Raw genomic sequence first — 16,867 nt, 5'->3', positions numbered from 1 at the left:
AGACGCCGCCATTGACTGCGATCGGACAGCTACACTCGAAACCACCGCATCATTCCGAGAAGTGAAAACTACGGCTCACAAGAAAAAGGCGGCCATCGCGGCCGCCTTTTCCAATCGCAAGAGGACTTCGCTTCAGATCTGCGGCTGCGGCTCCAGCCCGGCATCGGGTTCGCCACGCTTGCGACCGCGGCCGGCGCTGGGAACCGCCGAACCGCGCGGTGCATGCGGGGTGTCGTCGGTCTCGCGCACCGGGCGCTTGCCAGCGATCAGGTCGCGGATCTCGTCGCCGGTCAGTGTCTCGAATTCGAGCAGCGCCTCAGCCACCTCGACGAACTGTTCATGGTGCTCTGTCAGGATCGCCTTGGCGTCGAGATAGCCCTGGTGGACGAGCTTGCGGACCTCGCTATCGATCTTCTGCGCGGTGGCTTCCGACAGGCTCTGGGTCCGGCCCATCGACATGCCGAGGAAAACCTCCTCCTGGTTGTCGCCATAGGCGACCAGGCCGAGCTCCTCGGAATAGCCCATCTGGGTGACCATGGCCTTGGCCATCTTGGTCGCCTGCTGGATGTCGCCGGTCGCGCCTGAGGTGACGTTCTCCATGCCGAAGGTCATCTCTTCCGCCACGCGCCCGCCCATGGCGACCGCAAGCTGCGAGGTGAACTCCTTGAACTTCATGGAATAGCGGTCGCCCTCCGGCAGGAACTTGACCATGCCGAGCGCACGACCGCGCGGGATGATCGTCGCCTTATGGACCGGGATGCCGGCGGGAACATAAAGGCCGACGATGGCGTGGCCCGCCTCGTGATAGGCGGTCAGCTTCTTCTCTTCCTCGGACATCGCCATGGATTTGCGCTCGGCGCCCATCATGACCTTGTCCTTGGCGTCCTCGAATTCGCCATGGGTGACCATGCGCTTGCCGCGACGGGCCGCAAGCAGCGCCGCCTCGTTGACCAGGTTCATCAGGTCGGCGCCCGAGAAACCCGGCGTGCCGCGGGCCAAGATCTTGAGGTCGACGTCCGGCGCCATCGGCACCTTGCGGACATGGACGCGCAGGATCTTCTCGCGACCGGCGACATCGGGGTTCGGCACGACGATCTGGCGGTCGAAACGGCCCGGACGCAGCAGCGCGGGGTCGAGCACGTCGGGGCGGTTGGTGGCGGCGATGATGATGACGCCTTCATTCGCCTCGAAGCCGTCCATTTCGACGAGAAGCTGATTAAGCGTCTGCTCGCGCTCGTCATTGCCGCCGCCGAGGCCGGCACCGCGATGGCGGCCGACCGCGTCGATTTCGTCGATGAAGATGATGCAGGGCGAGTTCTTCTTGGCCTGCTCGAACATGTCGCGCACACGGCTTGCGCCGACGCCCACGAACATCTCGACGAAGTCGGAACCTGAGATCGTGAAGAACGGCACATTCGCCTCGCCGGCGACGGCGCGCGCGGTCAAGGTCTTGCCGGTACCGGGAGGGCCGACCAGCAACACGCCGCGCGGGATACGCCCGCCCAGCCGCTGGAACTTCTGCGGATCGCGCAGGAATTCGACGATCTCCTGAAGGTCTTCCTTGGCCTCGTCGATGCCCGCAACGTCCTCGAAAGTGACGCGGCCATGCGCCTCGGTCAGGAGCTTCGCCTTGGATTTGCCGAAGCCCATGGCCCTGCCGGCGCCATTCTGCATCTGGCGGGACATGAAGATCCACAGGCCGATGAAGATGACGAAGGGCAGCGAATTCACCAGCAGCGCCATGAACCAGGGCGTGCCTTCCGAAGGCGCCCGCGCCGAGACCTGAACGCCCTTCTGGGCCAAGGTCTTGAGCAGTGCCGGGTCGCCATAAGGCGCATAGGTCACGAAGCTGCGGCCATCCGAGAAGGTGCCGGAAATCTCCTGGCCGGCGACCACCACATTGGCGATGCGCCCGGCCTCCGACTCGTTGATCAGCTGGCTGTAGGGAATTTCATTGGTGCTGGCGCGCTGGCTTGGGCTCTGGAAGAGCGTGACGAGCGCCAGAACCAGCAGGAAGATCACCACCCAAAGGGCGAAATTACGGAAGTTCGGATTCATCACCAGTCCGATCAGGCCTGCCGGAGGAGGCCAAGGGTTTGCTAGGCTAATCTAGGTGCGGCACACGCCCTTGCCAAGGGAAACGGGCCGATCGACCAGACCTTATGACGCCGCAGGGTGAACGCCCCGCTTGCGGACAGGCTCGCGCCGCACGCAAAGGACGCCATCGCGACCAAGCGTCAGCACGCACCCCGACAATGTCCGTGTCAAGGCAAACTGCGCCTGGGCCGCCTCAATCAACGCAAAACCGCAGCTTTCGAGCCTCTCCAGCCGCGTCACCGCGTCGTCATCGGCTGCGACGATGTCGACGGCCCGCGCCAGCAGGCGCAACACCATCTCCTCGGGATGCGCGAGCAGGGTAGCGAAGCCAAGCTTGACCGCACCGGCCTCATCGCAGGGCATGACGATCGCCGGCCAGAGCGCCTCGACCTGGCTCGCCAGCGCGCTTTCCATGCGCGCCAGCCGCATCGCCAGCGTCCCCAGGCGATCGGCGTCGAGGCCGGCCTCCGACAGTGCCGGCATCAGCATGCGCCAGCGCACGCGCTCGAAGCGCGGGTCGAGATTGCTCGGATCGGCGGCGAACCACAGGCAGCGTGCCCGGGCGGTCGCAACGAGCCGCGCCTTGGAGACGCTCAGCAGCGGCCGCGCCAGCACGATGCCGTCCCGGCGGCTGCGCACCCGCATCCCGACAAGCCCGGCTGGTCCCGAGCCGTGCGCCATGCGCATCAGCAGGGTCTCGGCCTGATCGTCCAGCGTATGGGCGGTGACGACCACCGCGCCGCCGCGCCGCTCGGCCTCACGGGCAAGCAGATGGTAGCGGGCTGTTCGCGCCCGGTTTTGCAAGCCGGTCGCGGGCTTTGGGCCGAGCCAGGACAGGAGCGCGTGGGGAACGCCGAGCCCGTCGCAAAGCCGGGCCACGGCCTGCGCCTCGGCGGCGGAACCTTCGCGTAGACCATGATCGATCGTCGCGGCGACGATCTCGGGCCGTCCGGGGCGGCCCGCCCATTCAGCGAGCAAAGCCAACAGCGCAACCGAATCCGGCCCGCCCGAGACCGCGACGAGCAATCTCGGTTCATTGGCGAGATCGGCGAAAAGCGCCTCCGCCTCGCCGGCGAGGACCGGCTCGTGCTCGGCGACCAGGGCCGGCTGCGCGCTCAAGCGCAACCGGAGCGGCGGCGCTCGCGCTCGACGCCCTGACGCACCGCGTTGGAGGCAGCGGGATAATCGACGCCGACCTTGGCGTAGGTGGCGCAAGCCTGATCGCGCGCGCCCAGCCCGTTCAGGGCCATGCCAAGCCTGAGCAGGCTGTCGGGCGCCTTGTTGGAACGCGGGTTCTCGCGCGAGATCTTCAGGAACTGCTCGGCCGCCTCGCGATAGCGCTGGCGCTGGAAATAGCTCTCGCCCAGCCAATAGGTCGCGTCGGCGGCGAGCCGGTCGCGCGGATAGCTCTGCAGGAACTGGCGGAAGCCCATCTCGGCCTGCTCGTATTCCTTGCGCAGCACCGAGGCGTAGGCGATGTCATAGGCTTCCTTGGCCGAGCTCGCGCCGCCTGTCGCGGCCACGCTCGGCCCGCGCGGAACCGCCGGGGGCAAGGCGCCTTGCGGCACCGGGCGGCCGACACCTTGGATGTCGAGCGGTCCCTGACCGGGCGTGCCCGCGAAATCCTCCTCGATGATGCCTTCCACACCGCCGCCGAGCGAGCGCGGCGCGCCGGCCGCCCCTTGCTGCGTCGTGGGATCGAAGGCATCGCCGCGGCGCTGGCGCTGGCCGCCAGCAGGTGCGTTGCTCGGCGCCGTTGCAGGCGCGGCCCCACCAGTGCGGCCGCCGCCACGCTCGTTCAAACGGAAATCGACATCTTCCTGAAACTTGCGCAACTGCTCGGTGAGACGCTTGTTCTCGAACTGGAGCTGCTCGATCTGCCCGGAGAGCTGACGCAACTGGTTCTCGAGCCGCGCGGTGCGCACGGTGAGTTCGGCCGCGTCCTGGGCTCGCGCGGGTGCCGCCATGGCGAACGCCATCCAGCCTGCGGCCAGGACGACCAGCAGGGAATGGGCCTTGCGATGAAGAGCGACGTCTTTGAGCATTGTCGACAACCGGTTGCGCTTGATTTGGGCGCTATAACACGCCCTCACCACGGCCAAAATATGAAAGGGCCGGCGGCTTCCTCTTCGGAAGGCGCCGGCCCAAGCTTGAACGGGAGGTTGGGTGGCGATCAGACGCCGCCGGCCCCGTCGAGCACCGTCACCGAGCGGCGGTTCTGCGACCAGCACGAGATGTCGTTGCAAACAGCGACCGGGCGTTCCTTGCCATAGGAGACGATGCGCATGCGGTTGCCCTGGATGCCGCGCGAAGCGAGATAGTCGCGCACGGTCTGGGCCCGGCGGGCCGAGAGCGAGAAGTTGTATTCGCGCGTACCGCGCTCATCGGCATGACCTTCGACCACGAAGGTGTAGCGCGGATAGCGCTGCAGCCAGGCCGACTGCTTGTCGAGCGTGGCGGTCGCGGTCGACGTCAGATCGGTCGAATCGGTCTCGAAGAAGACGCGGTCGCCGACATTGACGACGAAATCCTGGGCGCTGCCGGGCGTGGCGGCGCCGCCGGCGCCGAAACCGTCGGCATTCTGGTTGTTGTTGGCGCAGGCGCCGAGCGCGAGCGAGGCCGCGATCGCGGCGGCGAAGCGGACGGCACGGCCGCCGGCAAGAAGAGTGGCAAGCATGGTTTGACTCCGGGGCAATCGAATCTGCGGGGCGCGGCTCACGGACGGCGTTGCACAGGAGCCCATCAATGAAGCGTCAACCTAAACGAGACCTTGCCAAAACAAGGCGAAGTGGCGGCATTACGGCATATGGTTAACCAAACGCTGCGAAATGCGGCTTTCCCGGCTGTGTGGCGCGAATACATCGCTTCTTGTCCCTCGATCCTGCACAGCCCTCATACCGAGGAGCCGCAAAGCGGCGTCTCGAAGGATGCTTCAGGCGGCTCCCGAGACGGCTGAAACATCCCTGCAAGACGCGGGCTAGCGCCCGCTCCTCACGATGAGGGCCAGGACAGGAGCCGCGTCATCTCCCCGCCGTCAGCAGCGGCGACCAGGTCGGATCCGAGGCGAAGGCCGGCGTCGGCACCGGCACTTCGACGCGCCCGGTGATGTCGACCATATAGAGTTTTCCGCCCGACTGTCCGCCAGGATCGCGGAAGAACATGATGTACTGGCCGTTGGGCGCCCAGTTCGGGGCTTCATTGTGGAACCCTTCGGTCAAAACCCGCTCGCCCGAACCGTCCGCACGCATCACGCCGATCGCGAAACCGCCCGCGCCACGCCGGGTGAAGGCGATCAGATCGCCACGCGGCGACCATGAGGGCTGCGAATAGGAGCCTGCGCCGAAGGAGAGGCGTTTGCCCTCGCCACCGCTCGAAGGCATCAGATAGAGCTGTTGCGAGCCGCCACGGTCGCTCTCGAAGACGATCTGCGTGCCATCAGGCGAATAGGATGGCGAGGTGTCGATCGCGCCCGTCGATGTCAACCGCGTCGTGGTGCGCGAGCCGATATCCATGGCGTAGAGATTGGCGTTGCCACCCTGCTGGAGGGAGAGCGCGATGCGCGCGCCATTGGGCGAGAAGCGCGGGCTCGAGGTCATGTCGGGGAAATTGCCGACGACCTGGCGCTGGCCGGTCTCGATGTTGAGCACATGCACGCGCGGCTGCTCGCCCATGCGCTGCGACATATAGGTGACCTCCTGGGCCACCGGCGAGTAGCGCGGCGTCACCACGGAGACGTCGCCATTGGTCAGATAGCGCACATTGGCGCCGTCCTGGTCCATGATGGCGAGGCGCTTGCGCCGGTTCTCCTTCGGCCCGGATTCGTCGACGAAGACGACGCGCGTGTCGAAGAAGCCGCCGACGCCGGTGACCTTGGTGAAAATCGCATCGGAAATGATGTGGCCGACACGGCGGTTATTGCTCGGGTCGGTGAAATATTGCTGGCCGTCGGTCTGCGTGCCGGTGGTCACGTCCCAGAGCCGGAACTCGGCCTTGATGCGGCCCGAACCGTCGCGCGAGACACGGCCCGTCACCAGCGCCTGGACGCCCGCCGCTTTCCAGGCCTCGAATTGCGGGACGGAATCGAAGGGCGGGTTCCTGTCGGGATGGCGGCTCTTGTCGATCGGCGTGAAATAGCCGGAGCGCTTGAGATTGTTGGTGATCACGCCCGAGACCAGCACGCCGCCATCGCCGGCAAAATCGGCAATGGCGATCGGCAGCGGCTGGAACGAGCCGCCGCGCAGATCGATGACGAGTTCGGCCTTCGCCACGGCCGGCACGAACAACGCCGCGCCGCCCAGGGCAAGCGCGCCGCGGCGCGTCAGTCCGTTGGCAACCGGCGAAAGGATTTTGCGGTCGATGAGGGTCACAGTACGTCCCTTGCGTCGAAATTGACGACGACGTCGCGCCAGTCGTCATAATAGGAAGCGAATTGAGCCGGAATGCGCAAAGGCGCGCAGCGGCGGGTTGCGGTCAGGGCGGAATCGGCCGCCACCCTGAACAGCGGATCCGACGACGAGTTGACAACGCCAGGCTGCCCCACCAGTGAGCCGTCCGTGTTCAGCTTCATCCGCACGGAAGGCACCACCGAGCCCTTGGCGTTGGCGAGCGCGATCGGCACGTTCCAGCACTTCAGCAACTGGTCCTGGATGATGCCGATGAGCTGAGCCCGGAGCGAAGGGCTGAGCTTCTGCGACGCGCCGCGTTCTGTGCCCAGCGAAGCCGTGCGGTTGACCTGCGGCGCAGCCGATCCCGAGGATTGCGCCTGCTCCTTCGATTGCAGCAGCTTGGCGATGTCGGTCGGGTTGAAGTTCTTGGCGATCTCAGCCTCGCGCTTGGCCTTGGCCTCGGCCTCCTGCTTCGCCTTTGCGGCAGCGACGATCTTCGCCTTGGCCTCGGCTTCAGACTTTGCCTTGGCGATGGCTTCGGCCTTCTGCTTGGCCGCCTCGGCGGCTTCCGCCTTGGCCTGCGCCTCGGCCTTGGCCTTGGCGGCAGCCTCCTGCCTGGCCTGAGCCTCGGCTTCGGACTTCGCCTTGGCGGCGGCCTTGGCCTCTTCCTCGGCCTGCTTCGCCTTGGATTCGAGTTCGGCGTCCAAGGCGAGCTTCGCCAGCTCCTCGCGCTTGATATCGGGCTTCGGCTCCGCCTTCGGCTCGGCCTTCTGCGGCGGCTGCTTCACCGGCTCCGGCGGCGTGACCTTCGGCTCGGCCTTCGGCAGCAGTGCGGCGCGCGAGGGCGGCAGCGGGGCAGCCGCGTTGTCGTCGGCGGTCTTGAGTTCCACCGGCCGGCTCGGCGGCGCGGGCGTGTCCAGCTTGGCCTCGCCCGCCTCCTTGCGCTCGACGATCTCGGATTGGCGCTCGGCGCGCTGGATCGGCTGCTCCTGGACCTTCTCGGCCTTGCGTTCGCCGCGCGTGACCTGGTTCAGCGCGCTGGGATCGACCACCTCGACGGCAATCGCCTCCTCGTTCTCCGGCAGCGGCACCGGCGAGGCGAACGCCAGCAACCCCGCGACGAGAAACGTCGCGTGGCCCAGCGCCGACACAATCATGCCCGGTTCGGAGGTCGTAAGCTTCACGCCTGGAACACCCTCACTGCACTCGTCTTCACCGCGCCGGTTCGGTGACCAGCGCGACTCGCTTGAAACCTGCCGATGTGATGGTCGACATCACCGAGGCGACACGGCCGTAATCGACCATGCGATCGCCGCGGACATAGATGCGTTCGTCGAAGCCCTGCTTGGCGAGACCCTGCAGCTTCATCACCAGATCGGGCTCCAGCGTCGGCTGATCCTGCAGAAAGATCTGGCCCTTGCTGTCGATGGCGATGGTGACCGGCTTCTGGTCGACATTGATCGGCTTGGCGCCGGTCTGCGGCAGATCGAGCGGTACACCGGTCGCGATCAGGGGCGCCGCGACCATGAAAATGATCAGCAAAACCAGCATGACGTCGATGAACGGCGTCATATTGATCTCGGCGATGGCGCCATGGCGCCGGCCCCGCCGGCCGCGTCGCCCCCCGGCCTTCGCGCCGGATGCTGCTGACATACCCATTTTGCTTGCCCTTACGCCGCCAGCCGCTCGTCGATCTGCCGCGACAGGATCGCGGAGAATTCGTCGGCAAAGGCCTCCAGCCGGTTCTGCGCCTTGGCGACCTCGGCCTGGAGCTTGTTATAGGCCATCAGTGCCGGAATCGCGGCGAACAAACCGATTGCGGTGGCAAACAGCGCCTCGGCGATGCCGGGCGCCACCACGGCAAGCGACGAATTCTTCGAGACGGCGATGGCGGTGAAGGAATGCATGATGCCCCAGACCGTACCGAACAGGCCGATGAAGGGCGCCGAGGAGGCGATGGTCGAGAGCACGAGCAGCTTCGATTCGAGCCGCTCGGTCTCGCGCTGGATGGTGACGTCGAGCACCTTGTCGATGCGCTGCGACAGGCTGGCGACCGAGCGCCCGCCATTCTCGAAGGAGCGCTTCCACTCCCGCATCGCTGCGACGAAGACCGCGGCCATGTCATTGGCCGGCTTGCTGGACAGGTCGCGGTAGAGCTCCTCGAGCGAACGGCCTGACCAGAAGCCTTCCTCGAAGGCGTCCATGTCCCGGCGCGTGCGGCGATAGAGCAGCGATTTGTCGATAATGATCGACCAGCACCAGATCGAGGCGCCGATCAATCCGCACATCACCAGCTTGACGACGATATGAGCGTGCCAGAACAGCGTCCAGAACGACATGTCGATCTGCGGCGCGGCTTGCGCGACATCGGCGGGGTTCATCCTGTCATCCTTCTGCATTAGCGAGTGCGCCGGATTTCCCGACGCAACACCCGCCGCACGCGTCGCGAGAGACCCCACGCCGCCGCCCGATCCGCGATCCGGGGAACTGCCGATGCCGTCAATCGCTTGAAAATCCGGCGAAAGATGGGCCGAAACGGGGTTTCCTGCGAAACGCATGCTCGGTATCGAGTTAAGCCTCCAGCAAGGTTAATGCCCGGTATACGCGCCATGCGGCCAACGCAGGCCTGATCAGGGCGCAAACGAAAACGCCCGCCCCGGTTGTCCGGGGCGGGCGAGGCTGCAACGACAGGTCGTCGTGCGTTATGAGCGTCAGCCGGCGGTGGGAGGCGTGGCCTCTCCGCCACGCCGGTCGGCCATGAACTGGTCGAACTCGGCCTTGTCCCGGGCCATGCGCAGCCGTCCCAGGAAGTCGTGGAACTCGCGCTGCTCGTCCTCGAGACGACGCAGCGTCTCCTGGCGATATTCGTCGAAGGCACGGTTGCCGCTCGACGGGCCGCGATGCCAGCCGCCGCCGCCAAAACCACTGCCCTCGCCGCCCATGCGGCTACGCAGGCGATCCATCTTCTCCTGGAGGCGGCTCATCCGATATTCCTGACGGCCGGCCCCGGCATATCCGCATCCCATGCGACCGCTCCCTATCGTAAAGGCCAGGGTCGCCAGACCCAGAGGCCACCAAACCATGAAGCCCAGGACCGTGAAGGCGATCCAGGCCCCTCTCCCAAACTCGTCCAGCTTCGCGACGATCGGCATTGTTCCCTCACCGTGAAAGGAGTGAATGTAAATCACATTTACATAGATGGATGGGCTGACGGCTTTTGTCAAGATCGCTCGGACAGAGCTCCCTAGCCGGAACTCAAAGGCGGAAGCAATCCGAAGCGCTCACCCATCGGATGGCATCAAGGTAAGCTCGCTACGGCGCCAATTGGCCAAGTTACCGTACAATCTAACGTTTCCAGCCTCGATCAACACACCGATGCGCGTCTCGACCCTATCGAGGAATGATCGATCCGACGCATGAAACCGCTCTCCAACGAGAACCATGATCCGGGCGGTCTTAAGAGAATTTGGCTCTAGTTCGGAGAGGATCGCTTCGTCGATCTGTGTATCCGTTACCTCGGTCATGGGCTCGGATCCTTGAGTGAGCCCAGCCCCAGCCCTTGCAGATAGATCAGCATGCCGGCTTCGAGCAGCTCGGCCGCCGACATCGGCAGCGGCCGCCGGCCGCCATCGGCCCGGCCGAACAGCGCCGCGACGCCATGCGACATCGACCAGACATGCAGCGCCATCATCAGCGCCGGCGGCCGTTTACCCACCGGCAGCAGCACGATCAGCGCCTCGGAGGCGGCGCGCAGGCCCTGGAAGGCGCGGTCCGCCGCGCTGCGCAGTTCGGGGCTCGCATCGAGCGGTACCCCGGCCTCGAACATCGCCGAGTAATAGGCCGGCTCGTCATGGGCGAAGGCGAGATAGGCACGCCCGAGCCGGTGGAACGCCGTCTCCGGATCCGGCCTGCCCTGGTCCCAGGCGCGCGACAGCGCCGCCTCGAACACCAGGAAACCGCGCGCCGCGACATCGGCCAGCAGCGCGTCCTTGTCACGGTAGTGCCGATAGGGCGCGGCCGGGCTAACGCCGGCAAGCCGCGCGGCCTCGGCGAAGGTGAAGCCGTTGGGCCCCTTCTCCCCGATCAGCCCGAGAGCCGCGCGCACAAGCTCTTCCTTGAGATTGCCGTGATGATAGCCGCGTGGCGGATCGGGGGTGTTGCGCTTCCAGCTCATGTATCGAGCGCTAACATGGCGCCAGGCCAGCGTCGACTATGCATTACGCCTCGTCCGTCCCGCCTTCGAGCCTGCGTCTGAGTCCGTCCGGAATCCGCCGCGCCCGCCCACCGCCGACGCAGGCGACCAGGACCTGGGCCGTGACCAGGACATCCTCGCCGCGCAGCACCCGCTGCTCGACATCCATGGTCGCCCCGCGCGCCGCGACCGAGCGTGTCTCCACCGTCAAGAGATCGTCCATCACCGCAGGCCGGATGAACTCGATCGCCATCTTGCGCACGGCGAAGCCGAGCGCGGTGCCCCCATCGAACAATTCGCGCTGCTCGATGCCCAGCGACCGGATCAGTTCGGTGCGCCCGCGCTCCATGAAGCGCAGATAGGAGGCGTGATAGACGACGCCGGAAAAATCGGTGTCCTCGTAATAGACGCGGACGGAAAGCCGGTGGGCGGTCACGATCGAATACTCTGCTGAGCGAAGGCGCCGCATGCGGACATGCAGGGCCTCGGCGATGGGTCAACCGGCCCTCTAGCACGATCAGGCGCAGCCGTGAGCCTGAAACAATCCCGCAACGCCGGGCGACATTTCCGTCGATCAACTGCCCAAGAAGCGCCACGCCGCGGCAGCGGCATCCGCAGCCACAACGGTTGCCGGGCAGTTCCGTCCGGACGCAGCACGAGGCGCGGATGGCTCTGCATCAGACAGTCTACAAGATAGCCGACAGCACATGGTGGCAGCGAAAGGGCTCCTTTGCTCGCACGGCGACACGGTTGTGCTATTGGCTGGCGACCCCGCACCGGATGTCCCGGCGCCTGGAACTGGCCCGGCAACGCTACTCTAGCGGCGGCTGGCCGGCCGTCGGAGACCTGCTCGCAGCCCCCTTCGCGCCTCCGGCCATGCGGCCCCGGGCCGGATTTTCCTACTGCAAATGGGTTTCATCCTACGACACGTTGAGCGCCGCCGACCGGTTCGCGATCCGCCGCCATATCGCGGCGATGCCCCGCCGGCCGCTGATTTCGGTGGTGGTGCCGGCCTATCAGACGCCCGCGCGTATCCTGCGCGAGACAATCGAGTCGGTGCGCGGCCAAGCCTATCCGCATTGGGAACTCTGCATCGCCGACGACGCATCGCCCTCCAGCCATGTCGCCGACATTCTGCGCGAACAGGCCGCGCTCGACTCGCGCATTCGCTGGATTCGCCGCGAGACGAACGGCGGCATCGCGGAAGCGACCAATAGCGCGCTCGCGCTCGCAACGGGCGAATTCGTCGCCTTGCTCGACCATGACGACCTCCTGGCGGAACGGGCTCTCTATGAAATCGCCGCCGAGCTGGATCGGCATCCCAAGACCGATCTGCTGTTTTCCGACGAGGACAAGGTCGATGAGAAAGGCCGGCGCAGCGCGCCCTATTTCAAGCCGGAATACAGTTACGATCTGTTGCTGGGCCAGAACCTGATCAACCATCTCGCGGTCTATCGCAGGGCCTTGCTCGAGCGGGTCGGCGGCCTCGATCCATCGCTGGACGGCAGCCAGGATTACGATCTCGCCTTGCGCGCGATCGAGGTGATCGACCCAGGCCGCATCCGGCATATTCCGTTCGTTCTGTATCATTGGCGGCAGGAATCCGGCGGCGGTTCTTTCTCGCAGCGGCGCCTGGAAGCCTGCCTGCGCAATGCCCGCATGGCCGTGAGGCGACATCTCGACCGCACGGGGCACAGCGCCGCCAAGGTCTCGGAAGCGCCGCTCGCCAGGATATGGAACCGCGTCGAATGGCCGGTTCCCGATCCGGCGCCCCTCGTCACGGTCATCGTGCCGACGCGCGATCGCGCCGCACTTCTGCGCAGCTGCATGGACGGGCTGCTGCGAAAGACGGCCTATCCCGCGCTCGAGGTCATCGTCGTCGACAATGGCAGCGTCGAGGACGATGCCCTGGCTCTCCTGGACACTCTCGAACGCGACGAGCGCGTGCGCATCCTGCGCATCGACGGAGAGTTCAACTACTCCGCCCTCAACAATGTCGCCGCCCGACAGGCGCGGGGCGATATCCTGCTCCTGCTCAACAACGACATCGAGGTCATTGCCGATGACTGGCTCAACGAGTTGGTCAGCCTCGTGGTTCGGCCCGATATCGGCGTTGTCGGCGCAAAGCTCCTCTACGGCAGCGGAAAGATCCAGCATGCCGGGGTCAGGCTCGGCGCCGGCTCCTTCGACGGCGGACCGGGTATCGCCGGCCATATCGGCCTGTTCCGCAGCGCCACGGATCCCGGCTATTTCGGCCATCTCGGCCTGACCCGGGACGTCGGCGCCGTCACCGGAGCCTGCCTGGCGATCCGCCGCGAGGTCTATGAGGCTGTCGGAGGCCTGGACGATACGAGGCTCAAGGTCGCCTTCAACGACGTCGACCTGTGCATGAAAGTCCGCCAGCATGGCCTGCGTGTCGTCTGGACGCCCAATGCCGTGCTCTACCATCTCGAATCGGCTTCGCGTCCCTCAGACGACAGGCCAGACACCAGAGACCGCTTCCACCGCGAATGCCGCTTCATGCAGGCATCCTGGCGCGGCGAACTGCTGAACGATCCGTTCTACAGCCCGAATTTCGACAACGCTGCCGACGATTTCGCGCTCGCATGGCCACCGCGGCAACGGGCGTCTTGGGAACCATGGCGCAAGCTCAGATGAGCAGCCAAACCCACCGACACCCCCGATCCCAAGGCGGCAGGCCTACGGCTTTATATCTGCCGGAGCCTGCGATTGACGGGGCGGCTTTGGCGCTAGAGCATTTCCGCGCATCTCCGAAATGCGGAAATGCTCTATCTTCTTGTTTTACCGCATTGTCTTCACGCGAACCGGTGTCCACTTCGCTCGGAAATGCTCTACCGCTTGCAGGGCTTTTTCATGAAGGAGCCGCAATCATAGGGCTGCGAAAGCTGGCTGCGAACCGTGTAGTCCTTGCCCTCCATCCGGTTGACGATGTCGTCGATGCGCCAGCGCCCATCTTCCAGCTTCATCCGGAAGGTGACGCGCACCGGGCCGAAGCTGATGAAGTCGGCGAAGACCGTGGCGCTCGCGACCGAACGCTCGGCGACCGTGACGCGCAGTTGCTTGACCTCGCCATCCTGCCCGCTGATGAAGGGATCAGAGCCGATATTGCCCTGATCGCCGCTCTCTTTCATGAATTGCTCGTCGCGCGCGAACAGCGCCGAGAGCTCCTTGGTCATCAATCGCTGCCGGTGCGGCGGCCGGAAAGGCGGTTGGATGGCCTTCTTGCCGGCCTCGATATCGGCAAGCTCGCGGATCGTGATCGCATAGGCTTCGCGAACCGTGGCTTCGGGCGAGGTTTCAGCCGCATAGGCCGCTCGCGCCCAAACAGCCGGCGGCAGCGTCAACGCCATCGCCAGCAGAGCGGTCCGGATCGTCGGCAGCATCACTCCTCCTCGCCGTCCCCGAACAGCCCGAACTGCGCCGTCTCGCGCGCGGGCTCCGGCATGCCGAGGTGGCGGAATGCGTGCGGCGTCAGAAGCCGGCCGCGCGGGGTGCGCTGGATGAAGCCCTGCTGCAGCAGGAAGGGCTCGATGATCTCCTCGATCGCATCGCGCGGCTCCGAAAGCGAAGCGGCGATCGTCTCGATCCCGACCGGGCCACCGCCGAAATTGATCGCGACCATGGTGAGGTAGCGCCGATCCATCTGGTCGAGGCCGATCGCGTCGACATCGAGCAGATGCAGCGCCTTGTCGGCGACGGAGCGCGTGACGATGGCATCTCCATCGACGATGGCGAAGTCGCGCACACGCCTGAGCAGGCGCCCGGCGATTCGCGGCGTTCCGCGGGAGCGCTTGGCGATCTCGTTGGCGCCGTCATCGGACATCGGCACGCCGAGCACGCGGGCGCCGCGCGCGACGATGCCCTGCAACTCCTCGACCGTGTAGAACTGGAGCCGGATCGGGATGCCGAAGCGGTCACGCAAGGGCGTGGTCAACAGGCCGGCACGGGTGGTCGCGCCAACGAGAGTAAATTTCGGCAGGTCGATCTTGACCGAGCGCGCGGCCGGCCCCTCGCCGATGATCAGATCGAGCTGATAATCCTCCATCGCCGGGTAGAGGATTTCCTCGACCGCCGGGCTGAGCCGGTGGATCTCGTCGATGAAGAGCACGTCGCGCTCCTCGAGATTGGTGAGCTGCGCCGCAAGATCGCCGGCCTTGGCGATGACGGGCCCCGAGGTCGAGCGGAAATTGACGCCGAGCTCGCGCGCCACGATCTGCGCCAGCGTGGTCTTGCCCAGGCCGGGTGGCCCGACGAAGAGGACGTGGTCGAGTGCATCGCCGCGCGACTTGGCGGCATTGATGAAGACCTGGAGATTGGCCCGCGCCGCCGCCTGGCCGGTAAAATCGGCGAGCGAAAGCGGCCGCAGCGAGCTCTCGCTGTCGTCGTCGCGACGGTCGGCTGTCATCAGGCCGGGACGGCGCGGCGCATCGCTCACAATTCAATCTCCAATTCGAGCGCGTCGCGCACAGGCAGGCCCTGATAACCTGTCTTGATGATCGTCGGGACCACCGAGCGATAGGCGTCGATCGCCTCGACATAAAGCCCTGAGAAGCGGAAGCCGCATTTCTGGTAGAAGACGAGGCCCGGCAAGTTGTCATTGGTCAGCATGGCGCGCAGCTTGACCGCACCCTTGGCCTTGGCCGCAGCCTTGACCGCGTCGAGAAGCTGAATGGCGGCGCCTTGTCCCGGAGCGACGGAATGCAGCGCACAGAGCAGTGCGACGTCGCCGCGCATGGTCCAGCTCGCATAGGCCATCGCCTCGCCATCCGGCGCGAAGACACCCAGCAGATCGAGCTCGGCGCAGTCATAGACATGGACGCCGATCATCATGCTGTGCGAGCCCCAGCTCGCCATCATCAGCGCCAGGAACGCCCTTTTGTCCTCGACGTCGCGGATGATGCCGGCGCCGGGCGCGCTCATTTCGCCAATTCCTTCAGCCCAAGCTTGATGAGCTGCGCCGTACCGGCCCCCTCGCCGGCCGCCCGCGACGCCGCCGCCACGGCCGCCACGGCCTGCGCCTGCGGGTAGCCGAGATTGGACAGCGCCGAGACTGCATCCGCAACCGGCTGCGGCAGTTTCCTGTCCTCCAGCGCGCCGGCGAGCAGCGCGACACCGGGATCGATATGGCCGAAGGCCGGAGCTTTGTCCTTGAGCTCGGCGCAGATGCGCTGGGCAAGCTTGGGGCCAACGCCGGAAGCGCGCGCCACGGCCGCCTTGTCATTGGTGGCGATCGCGGTCGCCAGCGCGCCGGGCTCCAGGATCGACAGGATCGCGAGCGCGACCTTGGCGCCGACGCCCTGCACCATCTGCATCAACCGGAACCAGTCGCGCTCATTGTCGGACAGGAAACCGTAGAGCCGGATCGCATCCTCGCGCACATGCGTCTCGATCGAGAGCGCTGCCGCCTCGCCGGGCTTGGGCAGGCGCTGCAGGGTCCGCGACGAGCACTGCACGACATAGCCGACGCCCTGCACGTCGAGGATGACGAAATCCTCGCCATAGGAATCGATCAGGCCCTTGAGCTTACCGATCATCGAAGGCCTCGCTTAGAGCAGGATACAAGCTGTAGCGCCTCACGCGGAAGCCCGCATTTGCGCAACCAGGGTTCGCATGCCGCGATGCTGAGCATGACAAATCGCGACCGCCAGCGCATCGGCCGCATCCGCGGACTTCGTCTCCGCCTTGGGCAGCAACACGCGGATCATCATCTGGACCTGCTTCTTGTCGGCATGGCCGACGCCGACCACCGTCTTCTTGACGAGGTTGGCCGCATATTCCGCCACGTCCAACCCCGCCAGCGCCGGCACGACCAGGGCGATGCCGCGCGCCTGGCCGAGCTTCAGCGCCGATTGCGGGTCGCGGTTGACGAAGGTCTCCTCGACCGCGACTTCGTCGGGCGTCCAGGTCGCGATCACGCGGCTGATGCCCTCATGCAGTTGCCGCAGCCTCTCGCTCAGCGAAAGCGTGCCGTCACTCTCGACGCAGCCGCAGGCGACGAAGCTGAGCTTGCTGCCTTCCGAAACGACGATGCCCCAGCCGGTCTTCCGAAGACCGGGATCGAGGCCAAGAATGCGAATCGGAGCTGCCATGTAGCGATGAGCCTAAACCGTGGACACCCTTTGTTCCATCTCCGTCCTAACGATCGATGACCGGCGCGCATCGATCGCATCAC

Annotated in this window: 18 protein-coding genes; 1 reads left to right on the top strand and 17 read right to left on the bottom strand. The window is 65.8% G+C overall.

Annotation, left to right across the window (positions count from 1 at the left end; all coding sequences use genetic code 11):
• Positions 1-132: 132 nt before the first annotated feature.
• The 12 genes from ftsH to ybgC all read right to left on the bottom strand — a co-directional run bounded on the left by ftsH (position 133) and on the right by ybgC (position 11,110).
• Complete coding sequence (gene ftsH / locus J2Y55_RS03485) at positions 133-2,058, bottom strand: ATP-dependent zinc metalloprotease FtsH (protein ID WP_310147620.1); 1,926 nt, start codon at positions 2,056-2,058, stop codon at positions 133-135.
• A gap of 102 nt (positions 2,059-2,160) precedes the next feature.
• Positions 2,161-3,216 carry a tRNA lysidine(34) synthetase TilS gene (gene tilS, locus J2Y55_RS03480; RefSeq protein ID WP_310147618.1) on the bottom strand — a complete coding sequence of 352 codons (1,056 nt, stop codon included), beginning with the start codon at positions 3,214-3,216 and terminating at the stop codon, positions 2,161-2,163.
• On the bottom strand, positions 3,213-4,142 hold the full coding sequence (gene ybgF / locus J2Y55_RS03475) for a tol-pal system protein YbgF (protein ID WP_310147616.1): 930 nt from the start codon (positions 4,140-4,142) through the stop codon (positions 3,213-3,215). Before ybgF ends, tilS begins: the two co-directional genes overlap by 4 nt.
• A 128-nt stretch (positions 4,143-4,270) precedes the next feature.
• Positions 4,271-4,774 carry a peptidoglycan-associated lipoprotein Pal gene (gene pal / locus J2Y55_RS03470; RefSeq protein WP_310147614.1) on the bottom strand — a complete coding sequence of 168 codons (504 nt, stop codon included), beginning with the start codon at positions 4,772-4,774 and terminating at the stop codon, positions 4,271-4,273.
• Between the two features lie 343 nt (positions 4,775-5,117).
• Positions 5,118-6,419 (bottom strand): Tol-Pal system beta propeller repeat protein TolB, encoded by a 1,302-nt coding sequence (gene tolB / locus J2Y55_RS03465; RefSeq protein WP_404978820.1) that lies wholly within the window; start codon positions 6,417-6,419, stop codon positions 5,118-5,120.
• Between the two features lie 41 nt (positions 6,420-6,460).
• Entirely contained in the window at positions 6,461-7,666 is a 1,206-nt protein-coding gene (gene tolA / locus J2Y55_RS03460) for a cell envelope integrity protein TolA (RefSeq protein ID WP_310147611.1), read from the bottom strand.
• A gap of 28 nt (positions 7,667-7,694) precedes the next feature.
• On the bottom strand, positions 7,695-8,141 hold the full coding sequence (locus J2Y55_RS03455; RefSeq protein WP_069692955.1) for an ExbD/TolR family protein: 447 nt from the start codon (positions 8,139-8,141) through the stop codon (positions 7,695-7,697).
• Positions 8,142-8,152: 11 nt separating this feature from the next.
• The gene (tolQ, locus tag J2Y55_RS03450; RefSeq protein ID WP_069692956.1) at positions 8,153-8,863 is read right to left on the bottom strand and encodes a protein TolQ; all 711 of its coding nucleotides are present in this window, start codon (positions 8,861-8,863) and stop codon (positions 8,153-8,155) included.
• A gap of 330 nt (positions 8,864-9,193) precedes the next feature.
• Positions 9,194-9,634 carry a DUF2852 domain-containing protein gene (locus J2Y55_RS03445; protein WP_310147606.1) on the bottom strand — a complete coding sequence of 147 codons (441 nt, stop codon included), beginning with the start codon at positions 9,632-9,634 and terminating at the stop codon, positions 9,194-9,196.
• Positions 9,635-9,763: 129 nt separating this feature from the next.
• Complete coding sequence (locus J2Y55_RS03440; protein WP_310147604.1) at positions 9,764-10,006, bottom strand: hypothetical protein; 243 nt, start codon at positions 10,004-10,006, stop codon at positions 9,764-9,766.
• Positions 10,003-10,656, bottom strand: coding sequence for a TetR/AcrR family transcriptional regulator (locus J2Y55_RS03435; protein WP_310147601.1), 654 nt, complete (start codon positions 10,654-10,656; stop codon positions 10,003-10,005). The genes J2Y55_RS03440 and J2Y55_RS03435 overlap by 4 nt, the downstream gene beginning before the upstream one ends.
• Positions 10,657-10,699: 43 nt before the next feature.
• Complete coding sequence (ybgC, locus tag J2Y55_RS03430; RefSeq protein WP_310147599.1) at positions 10,700-11,110, bottom strand: tol-pal system-associated acyl-CoA thioesterase; 411 nt, start codon at positions 11,108-11,110, stop codon at positions 10,700-10,702.
• Between the two features lie 230 nt (positions 11,111-11,340).
• Between ybgC and J2Y55_RS03425 the strand changes: the two genes are divergently transcribed.
• A complete protein-coding gene (locus J2Y55_RS03425; protein ID WP_310147596.1) occupies positions 11,341-13,332 on the top strand; it encodes a glycosyltransferase family 2 protein in 1,992 nt (663 codons plus the stop codon).
• 194 nt (positions 13,333-13,526) lie between these two features.
• Here the strand turns inward: J2Y55_RS03425 and J2Y55_RS03420 are convergent, their stop codons facing one another.
• From J2Y55_RS03420 to ruvC, 5 genes are read right to left on the bottom strand one after another with little or no spacing between them, the layout of a single operon-like run.
• Entirely contained in the window at positions 13,527-14,078 is a 552-nt protein-coding gene (locus J2Y55_RS03420) for a DUF3828 domain-containing protein (RefSeq protein WP_310147595.1), read from the bottom strand.
• Positions 14,078-15,100, bottom strand: a complete 1,023-nt coding sequence (gene ruvB / locus J2Y55_RS03415; protein ID WP_092168862.1) for a Holliday junction branch migration DNA helicase RuvB — start codon at positions 15,098-15,100, stop codon at positions 14,078-14,080. Before ruvB ends, J2Y55_RS03420 begins: the two co-directional genes overlap by 1 nt.
• A gap of 26 nt (positions 15,101-15,126) precedes the next feature.
• A complete protein-coding gene (locus J2Y55_RS03410; protein WP_310147594.1) occupies positions 15,127-15,615 on the bottom strand; it encodes a GNAT family N-acetyltransferase in 489 nt (162 codons plus the stop codon).
• Positions 15,612-16,229: a Holliday junction branch migration protein RuvA gene (ruvA, locus tag J2Y55_RS03405; RefSeq protein WP_310147590.1), complete on the bottom strand. Its 618-nt coding sequence runs from the start codon at positions 16,227-16,229 to the stop codon at positions 15,612-15,614. Before ruvA ends, J2Y55_RS03410 begins: the two co-directional genes overlap by 4 nt.
• A 39-nt stretch (positions 16,230-16,268) precedes the next feature.
• On the bottom strand, positions 16,269-16,784 hold the full coding sequence (gene ruvC / locus J2Y55_RS03400; protein WP_310147589.1) for a crossover junction endodeoxyribonuclease RuvC: 516 nt from the start codon (positions 16,782-16,784) through the stop codon (positions 16,269-16,271).
• Between the last annotated feature and the right edge of the window lie 83 nt (positions 16,785-16,867).

Origin of the sequence: Allobosea sp. BE125, assembly GCF_031456075.1 — a bacterium.
Classification (GTDB): Bacteria; Pseudomonadota; Alphaproteobacteria; order Rhizobiales; family Beijerinckiaceae; genus Allobosea.
This window is presented reverse-complemented; position numbering and strand designations above follow the sequence as displayed.